Genomic DNA, 21,317 nt, shown 5'->3' with positions numbered 1-21,317 from the left:
ATGCCCGGGAGGCACGACATGGCGGATAGGGATAGGCTCCGGCAGGATTTGAACGAAGGCAACGAGAACCCGGTCGAGTTCGAGGCCGAGATGCCCGAAAGAAGCCAGCGAAACCCCAGCATGATGGACAAGGCCAAGGCCAAGCTCAAGGATCTTCAAGAGCGAGGTCGAGAGGCCATGGAGGACATCAAGCATCGCAACCAGTAGCCACGAACGACGTCAGGCCCGGGCGATGCCCGGGCCTCCTCGTACGAGCTAGTCTGAGAAGCGACTCCAGACGCGATTCTTGAGGTCGTACTTCCAGACCCCCGAGTTGTCGTAGGTCTTGGCGTAGGCCGTGTTCTCGTCGGCGAGGACCACCGTGTCGAAGGCCACTTCGCGCGGGATGGTGACAGTCTCCCGGCTCCAGGTGGTTTCGGTCAGGACGTAAACCTCGCCCATGGGCACGCCGGATTCGACCGCCATCCCCACGACCTTGTCGCCGAACTGGACGATGCGCGGCGCACCGACGGTGCGCCCATCGACGGGGAAGGCGTGCTCCCAGGTCGTGCCGTTCCAGCGGTGCAAACCGTCGGTGGTCGAGATCCAGACATTGTTCGGCGCGTTCGCCGCAAGACCTGAGACCCCGCCCGCGAAGACGTGCTCGGTCCACGCGGTGCCGTCATAGTGCAGCAGCGTCTCGCCGGCCACCCAGACATCATCAGCGGCAAAGACCTTGAGCGAGCCGAAGTTCTTGCCCTTCACCGCCTCGGAAAGCTGCTGCTTGGCCCAGGTCTTGGAAACGGCATTGTACTTGAGGACGGTGCCCTTGGTACCGACCGCAAAGCCGACATCCCCCGCAGGGGTAACGGCGATGTCCGTGAGGACCACCCGCTGCGAGCTCGGCGCCGTGGGGGAGAGGGCTGCCTCCATGTCAGTCGCTTCGGTGGTCCAACCATTGCCGGCCTCGTAGCGCACGATGCCGGCCCCTGCCGCCCATCCGATAGACTTGCTCGCGACGGCGAGCGCCATCCCGTACCGATCCGAAGGGGCGTTCCAGAGCTTGGGGCTGCCGGCCGTCATGGTGGCGAGCTGAACGCCCTTCCAGGCGATTGGCCCAATCTCGGTCTGGTAGAGCGCGCTGGTCACGCCGGTAACCGGCATTCCCTCGTTCTCACCCTTGCCGCCGCCGCCCGAGACCAGGCCCAGCGAGGACCCGGGGGCCCATAGAGTGGCCGTGGTGGGAATCGACGTGCAGCCCGCCGTGAGCGAGGCGAGGAGGAGGGCCACCCCGCAGAGATTGAAGTACCGAGCCCTCATCGCGCATCACCCCCCAGTACGAGGTAGGAGACGCCCCACACGGTGGCGTCGTAGGTGCCATTGACCAGATCGGTGAACGTGTCGTCCGAGACGGCGTCGATCACCAGGTGTCCCCAGCCGGGGGTCTGTGGGAACGTGAAGGTCCCCGAGTAGAGGCCGTTGCCCTCGTCCTTGAGCGGCACGTGCTCGCGCAAGGGGGGCCGCGACATGAAGGTCCAGACCGGCGTGCTCGAAGCCCCACCGCTCTTGCCTTCGACCTTGACCTCGACCCGCGCCTGCGCCCCGGGCGAAACCTGGGGCGCGAGCGCCGAGGCGATACGCTCGCCCGGCTGGATCATGAGGGAAGGTTGCCCGTCCACCTTCAGGCGCACCATGGTGATGGCGAGCTTCGGGTTCTTGGGCGTCAGGGCCATGGGCGAGAGGGCGTCGAGCTCCCAGTTGCCCGCGCGCTTGATGAGGCGCGCGGAGCGCAGGGCGGTTTCGGTATAGGGCTTGGTGACGAACTTGTTCTGCCACGCGTAGTCGGCAACGAAGCGGGCAGCGCGACTCTGGGTGAAGGTCGCTTCGGCCGTCAGCTGACGGCCCGCGTCGGTCCGAAAGTCGATGGTCATCTGCTCGACCACCGAGCCCACGGCCTGGATCGTCTTGGGGTAGCTCCGGCCCCAGCGGCGCGGCAGCTCGTCGCTGCTGTCGCCGCCGCCAGAGAAGATGCCCACCCCGTCGTTGACGAGCTTGGACGGCTCGAAGAAGGGGCGATAGGCCTCCGAATCGAGCAAGCTCGCGATTTCGGCCTTCTCACGCTCGGCGTTGAAGGTCGGCGTATTACCAGGCGGTGGCTGGCCACCAAGCTCGAAGATCCAGGAGCACCCCACGAGCGCTCCCGAGAACCCGAGGATTGCGATGAGCCTTGCCATCAGTGCGCGGCGCACCCTCTCACCCCCCTTCGGCGTTGGAGTCCCTACGGAAGAGCCGCAGGCGCTAAAGCTTGTTGGGACGCTCAATTATGGCACCCGTGTAGGCGTCCAGCAAGTATTTGCCGCGAACGTAGGTGGTCTTGGGAGCCACGTAGCGATCGTCCTGGGGTACGTCCCAATCGTAGCGGCTGCCCGAGTTGCCGCTGGAGCCGCCGTAGTAGTAGTCGTCATAGTAGGAGTCGCCGTAGTAGGGGCCGTAGGTCGGGGCCTTCTTGGAGGCGAGCGTCTGGCGGGTGGCGACGCTGGAGTCCAGCTCATAGACCGCGCCGCCGTTGACGGTGGTGCGCAGGGTGATCGCCATGCCGGGGGCGTCGACGCCCATCCCGATGTCGAGGGCGGTCTCGATGGCCTTGCCGAGCAGGATGGTGCGCTGGAAGTCGATCTTGGCGAGGGTGTCGCTGGTGTCGTCCTGCTCCTCGGGAGCGAGCAGATCGCCCTTGCCCGTGTAGACGAAGTTGAGCAAGCGATACTTGTAGGTCGTGGGCACGACGGCCTGGGCCTTGTAGCTCGAAGTCGCGGCAGGCGTCGGGGTCGGGCTGGGCGCAGGGGTCGGCTCCTGGATCTGGACCCGGTAGGTGAACTCCCAGGCGCTGGTCTTGGCCACGCGGCCGTTGGTACCGACCATCTGGGCATTCACGCGGACCAGCTCGGCGTTCGGGAAGTGGAGGCTCAGGTAGCGCTGCACGGCGTGGTAGGCGTCGAAGAGGGTCGAGCCGTCCATGTCGTAGGCGGGGGCGCGATTGGCGTTCCCAACGGTCGCATAGCCGGGGGAGATGGTGGTGACGTCGCGGATCACGCACCCGGTGAGCGGCGCGATCGCGCAGCACGTAGCAGCAATGAGCGGAATGAAGCGAGAAAAGCGCATGGCGTCCTCCTGTCGGTGCACGATGCCTTGACAGGAAAGAGCATAGGCAAGCCCGCTCACATGGGTGATCACATCTCGGATCACATCCGAAAAATTTTATGCGCTTCCAGCCAGAATCTGCGCGTAGACCGCCTTGGACTCAGGGTCGGGGGCGACTCCGAGCTCCTGAGAGAGGATCGCCTCCATCTGCTGGTAGTGGCGCACCGCCCCCTGGCGGTTGCCCAGCCGGTGCAGAGCGGTCATCTTGGCCCGGTGCGCGAACTCGGCGCACGGGTCCACCGCAAGGGCTCGATCCGCCCAGACCAGGACGGTCTCGAAGGCTGCCGCATCCTCGTGGACGGTGAGCAGGCGCTGGAACGCCGCCAGGGCCCGCTGGTGGAAGTGCTCCTGGGTGGATTGTACCCAGAGGCTCTCGTCGAGGTCCGCCAAGAAGCGACCGCGGTAAAGTTCGAGCGCCTTTTCGAGGGCCTGGGTCTGCTGGGCCGCACTGAGGGCGACGTCCTTGGCCTGGTCCAGGTGGTAGGCGAATTCCTGGACGTCGAGCGCGTAAGGGGCGCCGAAGTTGAAGAAGTACTTGCCCTCGCGCCACTGGATGTAGCGCGACGGGGCGTTCTTGGCCAGGTCAGGCTCCAGGGCCTGACGCAAGCGACTGATGATCATGAGGATCGCCCCGCGCGAGACGTCCTCGTCTCCGTAGAGGAGCTGGGCCAACTGCTCGCGGGTCACGCCCTGGCGCTGGTGCAGGAGGTAGGCGAGCACGAGCTTGGTCTTGGTACCCTGCCATTGCTTGGTTGCGATCGCCCCACCCTGCGCGATCGCCTCGAAGGCCCCGAAGCAGCGCAGGCAGAGATCCGGCGGCAGGCTCGGCGGCAGCTCGCGAGCGACTTCGAGCACCGGGGCAGGCTCGCTCGCAAGCTCCGGGCGCGGGGACTGCGCAAGCAGCACCGAATAGGCGTTGGCCTCGCAGAGGGCGCGAGCCTCCTCCCAGGTTTCGAGGGCCCGCGCGTCGCCTTGGGCGCGCTGGCCCTTGGCGAGCAAGAAGAGGACCTGGGCGAGGCGATACCGGAAGCCTTGGTTCGAAAGGGTTTCACGGGCGATCGCCAGGATATCGGCCGCCCGATCCCACTCTCCACGATCGAGGGCCAGCTGACCGGCGGGGATCTGCAGGTCGATCATGCCGGGGGCCTCGATGGGGGTCCCGCGCAGTGCGATCGCCTGGTTCAACAGCTCCTGCGCCCGGTCGTACTGACGCTGCAGGCGCGCCACCTCGGCCAGCCCACTCAGGGCCTGCGCTTCGAGCGGTCGATCACCCATGGAGAGGGCACCCTCGCGCGTTTGCTGGAAGAAGTCGGTGGCCTTGGCCTCCTGGCCGAGGCTACAAGCGACCATTCCGAGGGTTAGGGTCGTCCAGAGCGCGTCGCGACGCGCCCCGAGTTGCTGAGCGAGCGCGAGCCCCTCTTCGGCCACCCGCCACGCCTCGTCGTAAGCTCCCTGAGAGTGGTAGACGGTCGCGAGGTTGTTGTAAGTGGCGGGAAAGGCGCGACGCCCGCCCGCTTCGGCCTGGCGGATCGACTCGCGATAGGTCGCCACCGATCGCGCGAAGTCCCCCTGGCGGGCGTAGGTGAGCCCCAGGTTGTGCAGGACCTTGCTCTGCCCGACGAAGTCCTCGGCGCGGCGGTAGAAGTCCTGAGCCCGCTCGAAGGCGCTGAGGGCCGCGCGGGCATCGCTCGCCATCTGAGCGGCCATACCGAGCGCGTTCCAGGCAAATGCACGACCTGCCCAATCGTCTTCCGGCAGCAAGTCGAGCGCTTGCTCGGCGAATTCGGAAAGCCGCCCATCGCCGCGACCGCCCCAGATCGCCGCCTGATAGGCGAGTGCGCGCCCCTGAACGAGGCGATCGCCTTGGGATTCGGCAAGCGCCGCTGCGCGCTCGAAGCGCGAGAGAGCCAGATCCGAACGTCCCCACAGCCGCTGAATCTCGCCGCTGTGGAGTAACAGCCAAGGTGAGGCGTCGATGAACTCGGCGGGGAAACGCTGCAAGAGCTGATCGAGGATCGCCAGGCGAACCTGGGCCAGATAACCCGGCGCGATACGAACGAGGATGCGCTCGGCCTCAGGGTAGAGTTCGCCATCCAAGAGGACCGCAAGGGCCTCCTCCGGATGAGCATCCGCCCACTCGGCCCCGATCCGACGCCGCAGCGCGCTGAGCGTCTCGGCCGAAAGGGTCTCCTTGAGCTTTTCCTGCAAGAAGGCGTGGAAGATCGGATGGTAGTAGCTCTCGGCCGACTCGGCCCGGGTCAGGATCAAGTTGGCGCGTCGCAGGGCCTGGATCGTCTCCTCGGCGCCCACGAGGCCGAGAGCCGAAGCGCAGATCCCGGGCTCCACCACGGGCAGCAAGGCGGTCTTGAGCAGGAAGTCTTGCCGATCGGGAGCAAGCTCCGCAAAGACCTCCTGCGCCAGGTAGTCGAAGAGCGACGGGGTTCCCTCGTGCGGGCGCGTGAGCAGATCGCTCTGCTGGGCGGCCATGATGAGGCCCGCCGCCCACCCCTCGGTCGACTCGAAGAGGGTCCGGGCGTCCGCCTCGGCGATGGCCCGCCCCGAGACCGATCGCACCAGGGTCTCGACCTCGCGCGGGCTGAAGCGCAAATCCGGAATGCCGAGCTCGACCAGTTGCTGACGCACCTTGAGCTGGGGCAGGCGCAAGGGTGGCTGCGCCCGCGAGATGAGGATCAGCTGCACATTCTCGGGCAGGTAGCCGATGAGTGCCTCGATCGCCTGTACCACTCCCTCGGTGCCGTGCACCAGGTGGAAGTCGTCCAAGACCAGGATGAAGGGGGCCTCGTCCCGCTCGCCCAGCTCCTCTGCGAAGAGGCCCATGAGGCTGGGGACGAGCGGCGTGGGGTCGGCGCTCGCAGCGAGCAGCTCGCGCGCCTGGCTCGTGGCCCCCGGCCAAGCGGCGGTCGCCCCGCCGATCAGGTAGTGCAGAAAGGTCGAGAGGTCCGCGTCGTAGGCATCCAGGTTGATCCAGCAGGAGCGCGCCCCCGACTGCCGGACGTAGTCGGCCACGGTCGTGCTCTTGCCGTAACCCGGCCCGGCGCAGACGAAGGTGAGGCGCGTGCGCGGGGCCATGCCCGCGCCCAGGCGTTCCAAGAGGCCCGGTCGGCTCACGAAAGTGTCGGGGACCGAGGGGGCGCGCAATTTTCGCTTGATGAGGGGAAAGAGGGCGCTCATGCCGCCAGTGTACCACGCCTGCCCGCATCGCCTCGGAGGGCAAAATCGTGCATTGCCCGGCCCAGGGCGGGTGTGCTAAGAGCATCTAAACCTGCCCCAGGTGTTTCAGAAGACGGAGGCTCCCGATGGTGCTTCAAGTGAAAGACCGCGCGCCGCAGAGCGCCACGGGCTACCGCGGCGCCTTCCGGGACATCAAGAGCGCCGAGCGCGCCTTCTGCAAGCTACAAGCGAGCGGATTTCGCGACGATTGCATCTCGCTGGTGGTGAACGACGACTGCCCCGCCTGCGCCGCCGAACGGATGGGCATGGAAGACCCGCTGGCCGATCGCCTGATCGCGCGCGGCCAAGGGGTCGGCGCCATCGCGGGCAGCGCCCTGGGTTTCGTGATGATGGGGTGGCCGAAGGTGCCGAACGGTAGGGGGAGCTTGCTCGAGAGCCTCGCCGCGCTCTGCCTGGTCGGCGCCTGGGCGCTCAGCGGCGCCATCCTGGGAGCGCTGGTGGGCGCGGCCATCGCCGAGATGCCCCGTGCGCGCAACGGCGAGCGGCCGCACCACCGTCACTACGTGCTGGTGGTGCGGCCGCCGGCCGGAATGGAAGAGCGGGGGGTCGCCGTGCTGCGCGAGGTAAAGGCCCGGCTCGAAGACGATCACCCCCGCCCAGGGCTTTCTTAACGAAAGACTAATCGCCGAAGTAGACGCCAGTATGCTTGGCGGCGATGACCAGCTCCCCGTTGGGATCGACCAGCTTGAGCTGATCGATGGCATCGGCGATGGGCACGTGGGTCACGTGGCCCGCCCGCAGGCAAACCATCTGGTCGAACTTGCCTTCATGCACCAGGCGGCAAGCCTCGACCCCGAAGCGGGTGCCCAGGATGCGGTCGTAGGGCGACGGGGTCCCGCCGCGCTGCAGGTGGCCGAGCACGGTCACGCGGGTCTCGAGGCCCGTGCGGCGGGCGATCTCGGCCCCGACCCAGTTGCCGACCCCACCGAGGCGCGCCACGTTCTTGCTCGGATCCAGGTCCGCGTACAGGGCCTCGCCACCCGCAGGGGCCGCGCCCTCGGCGACGACCACGATCGAGTAGCTCTTGCCCGCCTCGGAGCGCTCGTAGACCGTGTGGGCCAGCTTCTCCATGTCGAAGGGGATCTCGGGGATCAAAATGACGTTCACGGCTCCGGCCATGCCCGACTTCAGGGCGATCCAGCCCGCAGTGCGCCCCATGACCTCGAGGACCATCACCCGGTGGTGGCTCTCGGCGGTGGTGAGCAACTTGTCGATGGCCTCGGTCGCCGTGGTCACCGCCGTATCGAAGCCGAAGGTCTGGTCCGTCGAGTTGAGGTCGTTGTCGATGGTCTTGGGGACGCCGACCAGGTTCATCCCCTTCTTGGCCAGGTCGTGCCCGATGCCGAGGGTGCCGTCACCGCCGATGAGGACCAGCGCGTCCAGGCCCAGCTCGTTGTAGCGGCGGATCACCTCGTCCGACACGTCCTTGAGGACGGTCTGACCGTTCTCGACGACCGGGTACTTGAAGGGGTTGCCGCGGTTGGTGGTCCCGAGGATGGTGCCGCCCCGCGCGATGATGCCACGGATGTCGTCGAGGTCGAGCGGCATGATGAGATCCGGCTTGAGCAGACCGTCGAAGCCGTCCCGAATGCCGACAACCTCCCAGCCGTACTCGGAGATCGCCATCTTGGTGACGGCGCGGATGACGGCGTTCAGGCCGGGGGCATCCCCGCCGCCGGTCGAAATTGCGATGCGCTTGGCCATGGGTTCTGGTTCCTCCCCGTGTCGTTGCAGCCAATTTGCCAATCGGCCGGCCGTCTGGTTATGATCCGAAGGCACTAAACTTAATTCAAGTCCCCCCCAAAAGCAACCAGCCCCCGTCACAGAAAGGAAAGGTCCATGCTTCACGGCTCCTCTCCCCACACCGCCTCGACTCCGACCTACACGGATCCCGCCTGGCAGCGCTCCATGGCCCTCAAGCTTGACTTCAACAACATGATGGCGGGGGCCATCGGCCACATCGAAGGCCTCGAAGCCGCCGATGTCTGGGGCCTGCAAGGCCGCATGCTGGAGGTCCACCGCCAGATCACCGAGCGCACCGGCCGCGGCAACGACTTCCTCGGCTTCTTGGATCTGCCCTACCAGAGCACGGACACCCTCGACGCCATCCAGGCGGCCGCCGACCGCATCGCGGCCCTGGGCGATCGCCACGTGGTGCTCGGCATCGGCGGCTCCTACCTGGGTGCTCGCGCGGTGATCGAGGCCCTCAAGAACCCCTTCCGCAACGAGATCTCCCGCCAGCGCCGCAAGGGCCGTCCGCGCCTCTACTGGGAGGGCAACGCGGTCGATGCCGACTACCTGCACGCCCTGATGGGCATGCTGCCCACCCAGCGGCCCGAGGGGATCGACGACGCCTTCACCGTCAACGTCATCTCCAAGTCCGGCACCACCCTCGAGACCGCCGTCGCCTTCCGCTTCATGCAGCAGCGCCTCAAGCAGGTCTATGGGGCGGACCATCCCGAGTACGTGGTGGCGACCACCGACGCGAGCAAGGGCACCCTCAAGGGCATCGCCGACGCCGAGGGCTACCAGCAGTTCTCCATCCCCGACGACGTGGGCGGCCGCTACTCGGTCCTGACCGCCGTCGGCCTGCTGCCCGCGGCCATCGCCGGGGTGAACATCCACGAGCTGGTCGCCGGTGCCCGGTACATGGCCGAGCGTTGCAAGAACCCCGACCTGCACGACAACGTTGCCTACATGTACGCGGCCCTGCGCCACCTGTCCTACAAGGCCCGCCGCTCCGTCTCGGTGATGGCCGCCTGGACCAAGCGCCTCGAGTTCTTCACCTACTGGTACGACCAACTCTGCGCCGAGAGCCTCGGCAAGGACGGCCAGGGGGTCATCCCGGTCGCGACCGTCAACACCCGCGACCTCCACTCGCGCGGCCAGCAGGTCCAGGAGGGCCCCCGGTCCATGGTCGTCACCAACCTGGTCCTCGAGACCCCCGACTGGGACGTGGTGATTCCCAAGGTCGAGGGCGACGCCGACGGCCTCAACTACCTGGCGGGCAAGCACCTCTCCGAGATGCTCCTCGGCGCCATGGAGGGCACCGCTTACGCCTACGCCAAGGATCAGCGCCCGAGCATGAACCTGCTCATCCCGCAGCTCAACGCCTTCACCCTGGGACAGCTGATCTACCTGTTCGAGATCGCCACCGTCGCCGAGGGCTACCTCATGGGCATCAACCCGCTGGACCAGCCCGGCGTCGAGGCGTACAAGAACTTCATGTTCGGCAACCTCGGCCGCGCGGACAAGGCGCACTACAAGGCCGAGTTCGACGCCCGGCCCAAGGGCTCGAGCGACTTCATCGTCTAGGCTCAACGGCCAAAAACAGCAGGGGCGGTCGGGTTTCCGACCGCCCCTGCTGTTGCTTAGACCGGCTCGACGTCCAGGTCGTAGACCCGAAGACCTCCGTCGTCGGGTTCGTAGGCGTCCTCAGGGACGTCATCGTCGTTACAGGCGGCGAGCGGCATCAGGAGCTGGAAGCCCGCCAGGGACACGGCCTCCTGGCGCCGGGCGACCGTCGCCTGGTTGAGGCAGTGCTGGGCCTCGTGTTGCTGGCCCTTGTGCCAGTACAGGTGCGCCAGGTTGCGCAAGGGGGCTGCGTAGCTCGTGTCGCGGGAGACGGCGCGCTCGAAGCAGGTCGCCGCCTCGTGGGCCTGGCCCGAGAGGGCGAACGAGACCCCCAGGTTGTTGTAGGGGGCGGCCGCATGCGGCGAGACGGCGATCGCGCGCTCCAGGCACGCCCGCGCCTCATCGTAGCGCTGGGCGTCCATGTGAGCGGTCGAGAGGTTGACGAGCGCCTCGGGGCAGCGCGGCTTGAGCGAAAGGGCCTTCTCCCAGCAGCGCAGGGCGCTCGCGGGATCCGAGAGGTGCCAGTAGACCACCCCCAGGTTCTGATAGCCCTCGGCGAGTGCCGGCGCTCGCTCGACCACCGCCACGAAGCGGCGGAAGGCCTCTTCCCACTCGCCCGCCGCGCACGCCTCGAGCCCCAAGAGGAGGTAGCCGGGATAGGCCTCGGGGTCCTCCTCGACGGCCCGGCGATAGGCGGCGAGGCCCTCGGCCTTCGAGCCCGACGCCACGTAGGCGCGCCCGAGGCGGATGAGAGGAGCATCGAATGGGTCGATCGAACTGGACATGGGGACCTCGTCGAAACACGCCCACGCGCATGGGCCAAGGGGATCTTACCCGCTCGGCCGCGTGCCGGAAACCCGCGTCGCGGGTAGAAACTAACCTAGGATTGCACGCTTTTGTGACATCCGTTACAATCCTTAGAAGTCTCGGCAGACCGCTCAACGGAGCGCCCTTGCCGCGTCTCGGAGGCCCCTCATGCGTCCTAGCGTCTCACGTCGGACCCTTGCGATCGCCCTTGCCTTGACCGTCCTGACGGGCTGTCAGGCGCCGGGCTTCATGGGGCTGAGCGACAACGCCACCGCGCCCGAAGTCGAAAGCAACCGGGTCGTGCGGGCGCGCTTCCGCGTGCTGGTACCTGCCTCGCTCTCCGAGAACGTGACGCTCGCCCCCGTCTCCCAGCCGCCGGCGACCTTTTCCGAGAGCCAGTATGACGATCGCAGCGTGGTCGGGGCCCGCGTCTTCCTCGACTCGCAGCCGAACGTGACCGACACGACCGACGATCTGGGCTACGCGAGCCTCGCCGTGCCCCAGGGGCAGCTGGTGCCGGTGCGTGCCGAGTTCAAGACCCCGAACGGCACCGTCTCCATGACCGCGCTCATCCGCGTGGACGGCACCGAGCAGGCCGCCCCCATCTTCCCGATCACCGTCGCCTCCACCCTCGTCACCAGCAAGATCGCCCAGCGCTTCAGCTTCAAGGACCTGCGCCACCTGGACTACCAGCAGATCCTCGAGGGGACCAAGACAGTCAACCAGGCCATCCGCACCTCGACCGGCGCCTACGACCCTCGGTACCTGCCCAACCTGGCGCGCACCTGGTCGGTCCTCGACACGGCCCAGACCCTCGCGCGGCTCGATCCTATCCTCAACCGCGCGCTGGCCAAGGTCCTCGAAACCCCGATCCCGGCCGAGCCCGTCGCGAGTTCGAGCGTGGCCGCCAGTGCCTCGGTCGTAACCGTTCCGGCCGCCGTGCCGCTTTCGAGCCAGCCCGCAAGCCCGACGGCGACCGCCACGGCGGCGGCTAGCGTCGAGCAGACCGTCGACACCACCGAGCGGGCCATGGCCGACGATCGCCTCTTTCCCACCGAGCCGGGCCGCCGCTGGGCCTACGACCTCTTCGACGGCGAAGGCCAGCGCCTGGGGCTTTTGACCCGCGAGGTGGCCAAGGTCACCCCCAAGGCCAACGGGCTGCTCGTCCAGGGCGTCGAGTCGGGCGAATGGGCGGGCAACGAGCTGCGCTTCCTGATGAAGCGCACCGCCACCGGCGTCCAGTTCGCAGCGGCCTACCGCCCGTCGGTCACCTACCCCGTGCCCATGGCGGACGGCCAAAGCTGGCAAGCCGCCCCGGACATCCAGGCGGTGGCGCACGCGCCGGTTGCGACCGAGGCCGCCACCGAGTCCTGGGACACCAGCTGGCGGATCGACTTCAAGCGCCAGCGCGACGGCAAGACCACCGAGTGGAGCGAGTGGCTCGCTCCGGGCGAGGGCTTCACCCGCTTCCAGTGGCTCGATCCGCGCACCGGCGAGCGTTGGGATGCGCGTCTCCAGCCGCCCACGGACAGCGAACACTAGCCCTTCGGCCCCCGCCCCCTGAGAAGGGCGGGTGTGCTAGAATACCCCTCGACACCCGCCCTGCGGCCTGCGCCGTCGTGCCGCATGCGGCTCGGTCGGCTTTTGAAAGGTCTCCATGAGCAAGTACAAGAGCGTCTTCGACATCATCGGCCCGGTCATGGTCGGCCCCTCCAGTTCGCACACCGCCGGCGCGGTCCGGATCGGCGCCTTCGCGCGCACCATCCTCGGGGCCACCCCCCGCCGCGCCGAGATCCTCCTGCACGGCTCGTTCGCCGAGACCGGCCCCGGGCACGGCACCGACAAGGGATTGGTCGGCGGCCTTCTCGGCATGGCCACCGACGACCCGGACATCCGCTACGCCTATGAGCGCGCCGAGGCGGCCGGCATGGCCTTCACCATCGGGGAGACCGATCTCGGCCCCAAGGTGCACCCCTGCTCGGCGCGGCTCATTCTCGAGTCCCCCTCGGGTGACACCATCCAGCTCACGGGCACCTCGATCGGCGGCGGCAACGTCGCCATCACCGAGGTCAACGGGTACCAGGTGCGCCTGAGCGGCGAGTTCCCGACCCTCGTGACCGTGCACGCCGACACCCCGGGGGTCATCCTCCAGGTCACGCGGATCCTGGCCGAGCACGGTATCAACGTCGCCTTCATGAACGTGGCGCGCCAGCAGAAGGGCCGCGACGCCTTCATGACCATCGAGGGCGACCATCCCATCCCCGACGCGGCCCTTTCGGCGATCGCCGAGCTGCCCGAGATGAAGATGGTCCGCTACCTTCCCAAGCTCGCCTGAGAGGACGCCTGACGCCATGACCGATACCGAGATCCAGTTCCGTTCGATCGCCGACCTCCTCGCCCTGGCCGAAGAGATGGGGGTGGGCATCGGCGAGGTGACCCTGCGCTACGAGATCCAGGCCTCCAACTTCCCCCGCGCCTCGATCTGGAACGCCATGCTCGCGCGCTGGAGCATCATGCTCGAAGCCATGCAGCGCGGCACCGAGGCCCCCAAGACCGGCCTCGGCGGCCTGGTCAGCGGCACCGGCTACGCCATGGCCCACCATACCCCCAAGCTCCTGGATCCCATCGCCGCGGGGATGGCGGCCCGCGCCCTCGCCGTCAACGAATGCTCGGCAGGTATGGAGCGGATCGTCGCCGCCCCCACCGCGGGCTCCTCGGGCATCCTGCCCGCGACCCTCTGGGGTGCTTCCCAGCGTCTCGGCAGCACCCCCGACCAGATCGTCAACGCCCTGTTCGTGGCGGCGGGCCTCGGGATGGTGATGGCCAACAACTCGACCATCTCGGGCGCCAAGGGCGGCTGCATGGCCGAGGTAGGCGTCAGCACCGGCATGGCGGCAGGGGCTGCCTGCGAGCTCGCGGGCGGCACCCCGCGCCAGGTCGTCCACGCCATGGCCCTCGGGGTCAAGAACACCCTGGGGCTCGCCTGCGACCCGGTCGGTGGCTTGGTGGAGGTCCCCTGCGTCAAGCGCAACGCCATGTACAGCGCCATGGCGACCGTCGCCGCCGAGCTCGCACTCGCGGGCATCGAGAGCTTCATCCCGCCCGACGAGGTCATCTCGGCCATGAAGGAAATCGGCGAGGCCATGCCGAGCCAGTACAAGGAGACCGCCTGCGGCGGCCTCGCCATCACCCCCACGGGCAAGAAGGTGATGGACTCCAAGGTCAGCCTCTAATTCCCAGCGAGAACAGTCGATCATGTGGTGGTTCAAATCCAAGAACAAGTCCCGGGACATGGTCCGGGAGCACCTGGAGCGCGGCCTGGAGTTCGCGCGCGAGGGCTACTTCGAAGAAGCCGAGAACGAGTTCACGGCCTCGCTCGAGATCGCGCCCGACTTCAAGCCGACGCGCCTGGCCTTCGGGGCCTTCCTGCGCGATCAGGAGCGCTACGAGGACGCCCTCGTCCACTACCACCACCTCATGAAGCTCGATCCCGAGGACGCTGAGCCCTTCTTCCAGATGGGCGAGACCTACCTGCAGGCGGGCCGTCGCGACTGGGCGGTCGCCCAGTATCGCCAGGCCCTGCTCCGCAAGCCGGATGACCCCCAGGCCCAGGCGCGCCTCAACGAGGCCGCCGCCGAGCAGATCGACTTCTCGGTGGGCGAGGGGGGCTCGCTGCGCGAGCACCAGGTGCTCGCCCTCGCGCAGTTCAAACAGGCAAAGGCCCAGATCAAGCGCCAGCAATCCCTGGGCTATCGCCTGCGCCATCTCCTCACGCGCCGCTCGACCTGACAAACCTCGATCGCTTCTTGGAGGCGACGGACGGCTCCGGTATCATCGCGGCAGCGCGCCCGGGGCTCGAAGCCTCGCGCAAGCGCCTCCGAGGAGAGCCGCCGTGGATCGAGAATCGCATCCCGCGGAGAAGCGATACGCCTTCAAGCGCCCGACCTCGCAGGCCCGGGTCTACTTGCGTTGCGCCTGCTGTGGCACCAAGAGTATCGACGACAGCGCCTTCTGCGCCCAGTGCGGCGCCTCGCTGCTCGGCCCCGGCCCATACTGCTGTCTTGCCTGCGGCAGCGAGATCCTGACGCCGAGCGATCGCCACTGCGGCGATTGCGGGGCCTACCTGCCCAAGGCCTCGCGCCCTCCTAAGCTCATCAGCCCCTGGAGCAGCCGTCTTTTCAAGGCCCTGGCAGCCACCGCGGTCGCCGCCGGGCTCTGGCTCGGCGCGCAGGGGATCGGCAACCTGCGAACGCCGTTCCTGCAGGCCCCGAGCCTCGCCGGCATCAAGGTCGGCGATCCGCAGCAGGCGGTCGAGCGGCGCATCGGCAAGCCGGACATCAAGCCGACCGAAGTCTTCTGGAACGGGCGCGACGGCAAGCCGCACCGGGTCGGGCTTTGGAAGTACGGACTCACCCCCGACTCGGAGGTGGCGAACCTGACGGTGACCTTCCTGGACGGCAAGGTCTACCAGGTCGGCGTCCTCGACAAGGTGTATCGCACGAGCGAAGGGCTGCGCGTGGGCGATCGCATCGCCAAGGCGAGCCGGCTCTACGGCACCCCCATCGAGGAGAACCTGGTCTCCGGCCTGCTACCCATGAAGTACCTGCGACAAGGCGTCGTGGTCAAGATCGTGACGATGCCGGGGAATGACCGGGTGCTCGCGGTCGGGATCGAATCACCCCGCGCGCTGCCGACGGTCGGCTCGGACGAGGGGATCGGCGAGGGCAAGGGATCCGAGCGGCTGGACCGGATCCAGAGCACCCCGCTCTAAGCAGGCTTAGAGGCGCTGGCACCTGGGGCAGTAGTGAGTTCCGCGACCGCCTAGCCACGTCTTGACGATAGTCGTGCCGCAAGCCGGACAGGGCTCTCCCTCGCGTCCGAAGACCCGCAAGAAATCCTGGTTGGTGCCGTAGGCGCCCATGCCGTCCCGGTAATCCCGGAAGGTCGTCCCCCGATTTTCAACGCCGTATCGCAGGACCTCCTGGATCGCCGCATGCAGGCGCTTGGACTCGGCACGCGTCAGCGCTCCGCGCTCTGGGTGCAGGCGAGCGAGATGGAGGGCCTCGTCCACGTAGATGTTGCCGAGCCCCGCCACCACCTTCTGGTTCAAGAGCAGGGGCTTCAGAGTACGCGCCCGCGCCATGCGCTGGGCGAAGGGCGCAAGGGCGAAGTCCGGCGACAAAGGCTCGGGCCCCATGCTTGCCAGAGTCGGGATCTGCCGGTAGTCGCCGGGCGAGACCACCTGCAACCAGCCGAAGCGGCGCGGGTCGTTGAAGTAGCAGGCGGTCTCGTCGTCCAGGTGGAAGGTGACGTGCAGGTGGCGCATCTTAGCGCTCGGAGTGGGAGCGATCGCAAGCTGACCGGTCATGCCCAGGTGGATGACCAGCTCCTTTTCCCCCAGGTCCGCGATCAAGTACTTGCCCCTCCGGCGCAGGGCCTCCACGCGGTGCCCGGCGGCTTCGTACAGGTTCCGGTAATGGGGATCGTCCAGGGCCTGGGTGACGCGGGTGATCCGCCGCCCCACCAAGAGGGGCGCCAGGTCGCAGCGGATGGTCTCGACTTCAGGCAGTTCGGGCATCGGCCCTCCTTAGCATCCGGGAACAGGGTACGTGAAGCACCTCAGAAGGGTAAGGGTCGCTCGAAAGCGTGGTAAGATGGGCACCTCAAGAGAGGATTGCGCCATGCCAGTGAACGTTCGCGAGCGCCTCGATGCGCTCTTCGACCAGATGATCGACCACCAGCGCGCCAAGGTCCTGCGGATCGCGCGCGAGATCAACCCCACCATCACCCCGGACGACGTGCTCAACCCGCACGACTTCCCCGAGTTGAACGTCGATGCCCAGTACAACTTCGAGGACGGGATCCTCTCGGGCTACATCGGCGCCCAGATGGCCGTCCGGGCCGAGCTTGCAGCCCTCGCCCACGCGGGCGAGGACGTCTAGCGTTTCCCTAGGATCGCAAGCCCAAATCGAGCTGGCGCGGCGCCGAGAGCGCCTGCCGGATCTTGAGGTGCGCCTGGGGGAAGGCAAAGGCCTCCAACCCCTCCGGGTGCACCCATCGCCGATCATCCGTTTCGCCCGGCAGCAGTGCGTCTGCGGCAGGCGTGGCAGCAAAGGCCCGGTACTCCGCGCTGAGGTGGGTGAACTGGTGAAAGACCGTCACCAGGGGCTCCAGCGTTTCCAATTCAAGGCCGAAGCGCTCCGCGCAGGCTTCCGCAAGCGCCGAAGCCGCCTCAGCCTCGGACGCCAGCTCGAAGGTCGGGAACTCCCATAGCCCTCCGAGCAGCCCCTCGGCCGGCCGACGCACGACCAAGAACCGCCCGAGCGGATCGGCGATCAGGCCGACCGCGAACGTCACGGGCCGCGGCGGCGCCTTCTTGCTCTTGACGGGCAACTCGGCGACGCGCCCTTCGCGGTGCGCGCCGCAGCGCGAACTCAGCGGGCACGAGGCGCACTGGGCCTGAGTAGGCGTGCAAACGGTCGCCCCGAGCTCCATCAGGGCTTGGTTGAAGCGCCACGCCTCTCCCTCGGGGATCAGGCGCTGGGCGAGGTCCTCGAAGCGCTTGCGACTCTTGGGCTGCGCCACATCGTCCTCGACGAGGAAGAGGCGCGCGAGCACCCGAAACACGTTGCCGTCCACGGCGGGCTTCGGCTGGTTGTAGGCAATCGAGGCGACGGCGCCTGCCGTGTAGTCGCCGATGCCTGGCAGGGCCCGAATAGCGTCGTAAGCCTCGGGGAAGCGTCCGTCGTGCTCGGCGACAACGGCCTGGGCGGCCTTCTGGAGGTTGCGCGCGCGAGAGTAATAGCCGAGCCCTTCCCAGTGCTTCAGCACCTCGTCGAGCGGTGCCGAGGCGAGGGTCTCGATCGACGGGAAGCGCCGCATGAAGCGCTCGTAGTAAGGAATCACCGTCGCCACCTGCGTCTGCTGGAGCATGACCTCCGAGACCCAGATCCGGTAAGGATCGCGCGTGCCGCGCCAGGGCATGGAGCGCTTATTCGCCTCGAACCAGGTGAGCAGCTCAGCGCCGAGCCCGCGGGCATGCGCGTTCGAGAGGGGGACGGGTTGGATTGAAGGTGTACGTGCGGCCATCAGGCAGCAGCGTACCACCCCTAAAGCCGCAGCCGCAACGCCCGTAGGCGTTGCGGCTGCGAAGGTAACCGAGTAGGGACTAGACGTTGGCGAGGCCAAGCATCGAGTTGACCGCATCGGAAGCCTGCTCGTTGACCGCCTCCTGGACCGCCTTGCCGGTGTCGGTGTCGAAGAAGCCCTTGAAGGCATCGTTGAACTGACCCCAGTCCTCCGAGGACGCGGCCTTGAAGGCCTTGGTCGCGGCGGGCAGGGTATCGCCGAGGGTCTTGGAGACGTTCTCGGGCAGCACCCCCGACTTGTTGAGCGCGCCGACGGCGGCGTCGAAGCCGCCATTGTTGAAGGCGTCCACGACCGGACCGAGCTGCTGCAGCTCCGGGCTGCCCGTCAGGTTGCCCATGCCCTTGAGGAGCTCGCCGGCGTCCTTCTTGAGAACCCCGTTGGCCACGGTGACCGCGTCGTTGAGCACGCCCATGGTCTTCTGGTCGAGGATCTTGCCGAGGCCGTCGTCGCCGCCGATGGCGCCGATGAGGGCCATCGGGTCCTTGTTCTCGATGGCGCCGACCGCCTTGGCGCCCATGTTCATGTACTTGCCCACGTCGCCGCCGACCATGCCGCCCAGCGCGCCGAGACCGCCCGCAAGACCGCCCTTTTCGACGGCGCCGAGGACCTCGACCCCCTTGGCTCCCCACTTGGCGACTTCGCCCAGGGCGCCGCCCATGCCGCTCGCGGCCCCGGCGATGGCGCCGAGCGCCGATTTCCAGTTGCCGTTCTTGAGGGCCTCGGCGAGCTCGATGGCCTTCGTGGCCATCTGGGCGACCTTGAGGGCCATGGAGACGACCTGGAGGCCGGGCACGAACATGGAGACCAGAGAGAGGACGGGCAGCACCTTCGCGACCAGGTTCTTGAGCTTGCTGAGGAAGCCGCCCTTTTTCTTCTTCTTGGGGGCATCGGCCTTCTTGGCCTTGCCGGTGGCCTGGCTCGAGATGTCGACCTCGCCCTCGCCGCCCACGGCCGAGGCAGCCTGGTTCTTCATGTTGAAGACCTGCTGCATGACGTTGAAGCGGTTCTGGTCCTCGACCTTGTCCAGGTTGAGGGACGCGGGCCCACCCGAAGTCGGCGGCAAGAGATCGCCTGCAGCCTCGGGCTTGATGGCGCCGCCGCCCACGGCGGGCAGGGAGAGACCGGAGGCCTCGGCCTTGGACTTCTCGATCGGGGTTTCCAGGTACTGGATCCCGGACTCCACGTCAGTGACGATCGGACTTTCGACCGGGCCTTGAGCCGCTTCGAGCGGTCCCGTCTTGGCCTTGAAGAGGCCAGTCGATTGAATATTTGCCAGCGTCGGGTCGATGCCACCCATACGTTTCTCCTTATGCGTTCAAGGGATTCAGCTACTGTCTATATGGGCGGGATTGCGTTAAATATTGTCGATCCAAAACAATGGAATGTTAAATCTTGATTTTAATTCCATTCGGACCCCTCCCAGCCCTCGCGCGGCGTGGGGGTCGCCGAGGGGGTGGCAGCGCGCGCGGCGGGCAAGGATCGAGGAGGCTTGAAGCTCCAGCCCGGCTGAATGGGGACCGGTCGGGGTGCTGCAGGACCGCCTGCCGCATGGCAACTCGTGCCGAGCGAGACGCCCAAGCAGAGGATCAAGGAGGAAAGGCCCAGGCGTTCACGCCGCACCGTCTTCATGGCGTCGATTCTAGCCGCTGGGCAGCGCCTCGCTTGATCGGCGAGAAGGCCAAAAAACTTGGGGCCCCCGGGGGCCTGTAAGCAAGCGGCAATCAATCGATTCTGCTATCATGCCAACAGGCGCGCGGGCCTCCTTCCTGCGTCGGCGCGCTTTGCGCTCCCTCCCTTTCGCACCAGAAGGACCTGCCATGTTTTCGAAAGTGCTGATCGCCAATCGCGGTGAGATTGCTGTCCGCATCATCCGGGCCTGCCAAGAGCTCGGGATCAAGACGGTGGCCATCTACACCGAGGCCGATCGGGAGGGGCGCCACGTCCAGCTCGCAGACCAGGCCTACAGCCTCGGCACGGACACCTACCTCTCGACGGCGGCGATCTTCGCGATCGCCGAGCGCGCCGGCGCCGACGCCGTCCACCCCGGCTACGGCTTCCTCGCCGAGAACGAGCCCTTCGCCCGCGAGTGCCGCGAGCGCGGCCTTAAATGGATCGGCCCCAACCCCGCCGCCATCGGCCTGATGGGCTCCAAGACCGTGGCCCGGCGCATGGCCATCGAGGCGAACGTGCCCGTGGTGCCCGGTATCACCGAGGCCCTGACCGATCCCGAGGTCGCCCTGTCCTTCGCCGCCAAGCACGGCTACCCCTGCGTCATCAAGGCGGCGGCCGGCGGCGGCGGGCGCGGCATGCAGGTCGTGCACGCCCCCGAGGAGTTCGAGGCCGCCATCGCCAAGGGCATCCGTGAGGGCGAGGCCTACTTCGGCAGCGGCGAAGTCTACATCGAGCGCTACCTCGGCAAGCCCCGCCACATCGAGATCCAGATCCTCTGCGACGCCCATGGCAACGCCATCGCCCTGGGCGAGCGCGAGTGCACCATCCAGCGCCGCCACCAGAAGCTGGTCGAGGAGGCCCCCTCGGTGGCGCTGACCCCCGAGCTGCGTCGGGCCATGGGCGAGGCCGCGGTGCGCATGGCCAAGGCCGTCGGCTACGACAGCGCGGGCACCTGCGAGTTCCTGTTCCAGGACGGCGAGTTCTACTTTCTCGAGATGAACACCCGCATCCAGGTCGAGCACACCGTCACCGAGATGGTCTACGGGGTGGACCTGGTCAAGGAGCAGATCCAGATCGCCGCCGGCGAGCCCGTCGCCGAGTGGTTGCTCGGCGATCTGTACCCCCGCGGCTGGTCTCTCGAGTGCCGCGTCAACGCCGAGGACCCGAGCCAGAACTTCCGCCCGAGCCCCGGCCTCATCACCCGCTACCGCCGCCCCGGCGGGCTGGGCGTGCGCATCGACGACGCCGTCTACTCGGGCTACCGCATCCCCGACCAGTACGACTCGATGATCGCGAAGGTCATCACCTGGGGCAAGGACCGCAGCGAGGCGATCGCCCGCATGAAGCGCGCCCTCAAGGAGATGATCGTCGAGGGCGTGCCCACCACGATCCCCCTGCACCTCGCGATCCTCGACCACCCCGCCTTCGTTTCGGGCGACCTCTCGACCCACTTCATCGGCCAGGAGATGACCAAGGAAGACCTCGCGAAGCTCGCGGCTCCCGCCATCGACCCCCTCGCCGCCGTGCCGGCGGGTGATGAGCCCCGCGAGCGCGGCACCGAGCGCCTCTTCGAGGTGGTCGTCAACCGCGAGCTGTTCGCCGTCACCGTCAGCGAGATCGGCGGGCAGGCGACGCTCACCGCGGTCAAGCCCAAGCGACCGGGAGCCAGCCGCTCGGCGACGGCAGCCGCCGCCTCCGGGTCGTTGACCGCGCCCATGCACGCCACGGTCTCGCGGGTGAACGTCGAGCTCGGGCAGACGGTCACGGCGGGCACGCCCCTGGTGGTGCTCGAGGCCATGAAGATGGAGACCGAAATCACGGCGCCTGCCGATGGCACCGTCGTGGAGCTCAACGTCAAGCCGGGCCAGACCGTCGAAGGCGGTCAGGTGCTCGCGGTGGTGAAATAA

The 21,317-nt window shown here is 67.5% G+C and carries 19 protein-coding genes; 10 read left to right on the top strand and 9 right to left on the bottom strand.

Features of this window, described 5'->3' with window-relative positions:
- Nucleotides 1-18 precede the first annotated feature (18 nt).
- Complete coding sequence (locus J7643_01965; GenBank protein ID MBO9539340.1) at nucleotides 19-207, top strand: hypothetical protein; 189 nt, start codon at nucleotides 19-21, stop codon at nucleotides 205-207.
- 48 nt (nucleotides 208-255) lie between these two features.
- Here the strand turns inward: J7643_01965 and J7643_01960 are convergent, their stop codons facing one another.
- The 4 genes from J7643_01960 to J7643_01945 form a co-directional block, all read right to left on the bottom strand.
- Complete coding sequence (locus tag J7643_01960) at nucleotides 256-1,299, bottom strand: hypothetical protein (protein ID MBO9539339.1); 1,044 nt, start codon at nucleotides 1,297-1,299, stop codon at nucleotides 256-258.
- Entirely contained in the window at nucleotides 1,296-2,228 is a 933-nt protein-coding gene (locus J7643_01955; GenBank protein MBO9539338.1) for a hypothetical protein, read from the bottom strand. Before J7643_01955 ends, J7643_01960 begins: the two co-directional genes overlap by 4 nt.
- Before the next feature lie 49 nt (nucleotides 2,229-2,277).
- Nucleotides 2,278-3,138, bottom strand: a complete 861-nt coding sequence (locus J7643_01950; protein ID MBO9539337.1) for a hypothetical protein — start codon at nucleotides 3,136-3,138, stop codon at nucleotides 2,278-2,280.
- Between the two features lie 96 nt (nucleotides 3,139-3,234).
- The gene (locus J7643_01945; protein MBO9539336.1) at nucleotides 3,235-6,369 is read right to left on the bottom strand and encodes a tetratricopeptide repeat protein; all 3,135 of its coding nucleotides are present in this window, start codon (nucleotides 6,367-6,369) and stop codon (nucleotides 3,235-3,237) included.
- A gap of 125 nt (nucleotides 6,370-6,494) precedes the next feature.
- On the opposite strand from J7643_01945, the gene J7643_01940 reads away from it, so the two are divergent.
- Complete coding sequence (locus tag J7643_01940) at nucleotides 6,495-7,040, top strand: hypothetical protein (protein MBO9539335.1); 546 nt, start codon at nucleotides 6,495-6,497, stop codon at nucleotides 7,038-7,040.
- A gap of 7 nt (nucleotides 7,041-7,047) precedes the next feature.
- Here the strand turns inward: J7643_01940 and J7643_01935 are convergent, their stop codons facing one another.
- Nucleotides 7,048-8,133, bottom strand: a complete 1,086-nt coding sequence (locus J7643_01935; protein ID MBO9539334.1) for a 6-phosphofructokinase — start codon at nucleotides 8,131-8,133, stop codon at nucleotides 7,048-7,050.
- A gap of 135 nt (nucleotides 8,134-8,268) precedes the next feature.
- Here J7643_01935 and J7643_01930 point away from each other — a divergent pair, with 135 nt between their 5' ends.
- Complete coding sequence (locus J7643_01930; GenBank protein MBO9539333.1) at nucleotides 8,269-9,744, top strand: glucose-6-phosphate isomerase; 1,476 nt, start codon at nucleotides 8,269-8,271, stop codon at nucleotides 9,742-9,744.
- 56 nt (nucleotides 9,745-9,800) lie between these two features.
- On the opposite strand, the gene J7643_01925 is transcribed toward J7643_01930, so the two are convergent.
- Complete coding sequence (locus tag J7643_01925) at nucleotides 9,801-10,568, bottom strand: tetratricopeptide repeat protein (protein ID MBO9539332.1); 768 nt, start codon at nucleotides 10,566-10,568, stop codon at nucleotides 9,801-9,803.
- A gap of 190 nt (nucleotides 10,569-10,758) precedes the next feature.
- On the opposite strand from J7643_01925, the gene J7643_01920 reads away from it, so the two are divergent.
- The 5 genes from J7643_01920 (at nucleotide 10,759) to J7643_01900 (ending at nucleotide 15,361) form a co-directional block, all read left to right on the top strand.
- Complete coding sequence (locus J7643_01920) at nucleotides 10,759-12,132, top strand: hypothetical protein (protein MBO9539331.1); 1,374 nt, start codon at nucleotides 10,759-10,761, stop codon at nucleotides 12,130-12,132.
- A 115-nt stretch (nucleotides 12,133-12,247) separates the two neighbouring features.
- Entirely contained in the window at nucleotides 12,248-12,925 is a 678-nt protein-coding gene (gene sdaAB, locus J7643_01915) for an L-serine ammonia-lyase, iron-sulfur-dependent subunit beta (protein ID MBO9539330.1), read from the top strand.
- Between the two features lie 16 nt (nucleotides 12,926-12,941).
- Nucleotides 12,942-13,823: an L-serine ammonia-lyase, iron-sulfur-dependent, subunit alpha gene (gene sdaAA / locus J7643_01910; protein MBO9539329.1), complete on the top strand. Its 882-nt coding sequence runs from the start codon at nucleotides 12,942-12,944 to the stop codon at nucleotides 13,821-13,823.
- A 22-nt stretch (nucleotides 13,824-13,845) separates the two neighbouring features.
- Entirely contained in the window at nucleotides 13,846-14,379 is a 534-nt protein-coding gene (locus tag J7643_01905; protein ID MBO9539328.1) for a tetratricopeptide repeat protein, read from the top strand.
- Nucleotides 14,380-14,482: 103 nt separating this feature from the next.
- The gene (locus J7643_01900; protein MBO9539327.1) at nucleotides 14,483-15,361 is read left to right on the top strand and encodes a zinc ribbon domain-containing protein; all 879 of its coding nucleotides are present in this window, start codon (nucleotides 14,483-14,485) and stop codon (nucleotides 15,359-15,361) included.
- Nucleotides 15,362-15,367: 6 nt separating this feature from the next.
- Here J7643_01900 and mutM read toward each other — a convergent pair whose 3' ends face one another.
- Nucleotides 15,368-16,168: a bifunctional DNA-formamidopyrimidine glycosylase/DNA-(apurinic or apyrimidinic site) lyase gene (gene mutM, locus J7643_01895; GenBank protein MBO9539326.1), complete on the bottom strand. Its 801-nt coding sequence runs from the start codon at nucleotides 16,166-16,168 to the stop codon at nucleotides 15,368-15,370.
- 103 nt (nucleotides 16,169-16,271) lie between these two features.
- On the opposite strand from mutM, the gene J7643_01890 reads away from it, so the two are divergent.
- Nucleotides 16,272-16,532, top strand: coding sequence for a hypothetical protein (locus tag J7643_01890; GenBank protein MBO9539325.1), 261 nt, complete (start codon nucleotides 16,272-16,274; stop codon nucleotides 16,530-16,532).
- Between the two features lie 7 nt (nucleotides 16,533-16,539).
- Here J7643_01890 and mutY read toward each other — a convergent pair whose 3' ends face one another.
- Both mutY and J7643_01880 read right to left on the bottom strand, forming a co-directional pair.
- Nucleotides 16,540-17,679, bottom strand: a complete 1,140-nt coding sequence (mutY, locus tag J7643_01885; protein ID MBO9539324.1) for an A/G-specific adenine glycosylase — start codon at nucleotides 17,677-17,679, stop codon at nucleotides 16,540-16,542.
- A 79-nt stretch (nucleotides 17,680-17,758) separates the two neighbouring features.
- Nucleotides 17,759-19,036 (bottom strand): hypothetical protein, encoded by a 1,278-nt coding sequence (locus J7643_01880; protein ID MBO9539323.1) that lies wholly within the window; start codon nucleotides 19,034-19,036, stop codon nucleotides 17,759-17,761.
- 520 nt (nucleotides 19,037-19,556) lie between these two features.
- On the opposite strand from J7643_01880, the gene accC reads away from it, so the two are divergent.
- A complete protein-coding gene (accC, locus tag J7643_01875; GenBank protein MBO9539322.1) occupies nucleotides 19,557-21,317 on the top strand; it encodes an acetyl-CoA carboxylase biotin carboxylase subunit in 1,761 nt (586 codons plus the stop codon).

The sequence above is a fragment of the bacterium genome, assembly GCA_017744355.1.
Lineage (GTDB): Bacteria > Cyanobacteriota > Sericytochromatia > S15B-MN24 > UBA4093 > JAGIBK01.
This window is presented reverse-complemented; position numbering and strand designations above follow the sequence as displayed.

Excerpts from the sequence above, each read along its gene's own strand:
- J7643_01890 (MBO9539325.1), top strand. The coding sequence starts at position 16,272 with ATGCCAGTGAACGTTCGCGAGCGCCTCGATGCGCTCTTCGACCAGATG.
- J7643_01905 (MBO9539328.1), top strand. The coding sequence starts at position 13,846 with ATGTGGTGGTTCAAATCCAAGAACAAGTCCCGGGACATGGTCCGGGAG.
- J7643_01925 (MBO9539332.1), bottom strand. The coding sequence starts at position 10,568 with ATGTCCAGTTCGATCGACCCATTCGATGCTCCTCTCATCCGCCTCGGG.
- J7643_01935 (MBO9539334.1), bottom strand. The coding sequence starts at position 8,133 with ATGGCCAAGCGCATCGCAATTTCGACCGGCGGCGGGGATGCCCCCGGC.
- J7643_01930 (MBO9539333.1), top strand. The coding sequence starts at position 8,269 with ATGCTTCACGGCTCCTCTCCCCACACCGCCTCGACTCCGACCTACACG.
- accC (MBO9539322.1), top strand. The coding sequence starts at position 19,557 with ATGTTTTCGAAAGTGCTGATCGCCAATCGCGGTGAGATTGCTGTCCGC.
- J7643_01965 (MBO9539340.1), top strand. The coding sequence starts at position 19 with ATGGCGGATAGGGATAGGCTCCGGCAGGATTTGAACGAAGGCAACGAG.
- J7643_01880 (MBO9539323.1), bottom strand. The coding sequence starts at position 19,036 with ATGGGTGGCATCGACCCGACGCTGGCAAATATTCAATCGACTGGCCTC.
- J7643_01945 (MBO9539336.1), bottom strand. The coding sequence starts at position 6,369 with ATGAGCGCCCTCTTTCCCCTCATCAAGCGAAAATTGCGCGCCCCCTCG.
- J7643_01920 (MBO9539331.1), top strand. The coding sequence starts at position 10,759 with ATGCGTCCTAGCGTCTCACGTCGGACCCTTGCGATCGCCCTTGCCTTG.
- J7643_01950 (MBO9539337.1), bottom strand. The coding sequence starts at position 3,138 with ATGCGCTTTTCTCGCTTCATTCCGCTCATTGCTGCTACGTGCTGCGCG.
- J7643_01940 (MBO9539335.1), top strand. The coding sequence starts at position 6,495 with ATGGTGCTTCAAGTGAAAGACCGCGCGCCGCAGAGCGCCACGGGCTAC.
- J7643_01960 (MBO9539339.1), bottom strand. The coding sequence starts at position 1,299 with ATGAGGGCTCGGTACTTCAATCTCTGCGGGGTGGCCCTCCTCCTCGCC.
- sdaAB (MBO9539330.1), top strand. The coding sequence starts at position 12,248 with ATGAGCAAGTACAAGAGCGTCTTCGACATCATCGGCCCGGTCATGGTC.
- sdaAA (MBO9539329.1), top strand. The coding sequence starts at position 12,942 with ATGACCGATACCGAGATCCAGTTCCGTTCGATCGCCGACCTCCTCGCC.
- mutM (MBO9539326.1), bottom strand. The coding sequence starts at position 16,168 with ATGCCCGAACTGCCTGAAGTCGAGACCATCCGCTGCGACCTGGCGCCC.
- mutY (MBO9539324.1), bottom strand. The coding sequence starts at position 17,679 with ATGGCCGCACGTACACCTTCAATCCAACCCGTCCCCCTCTCGAACGCG.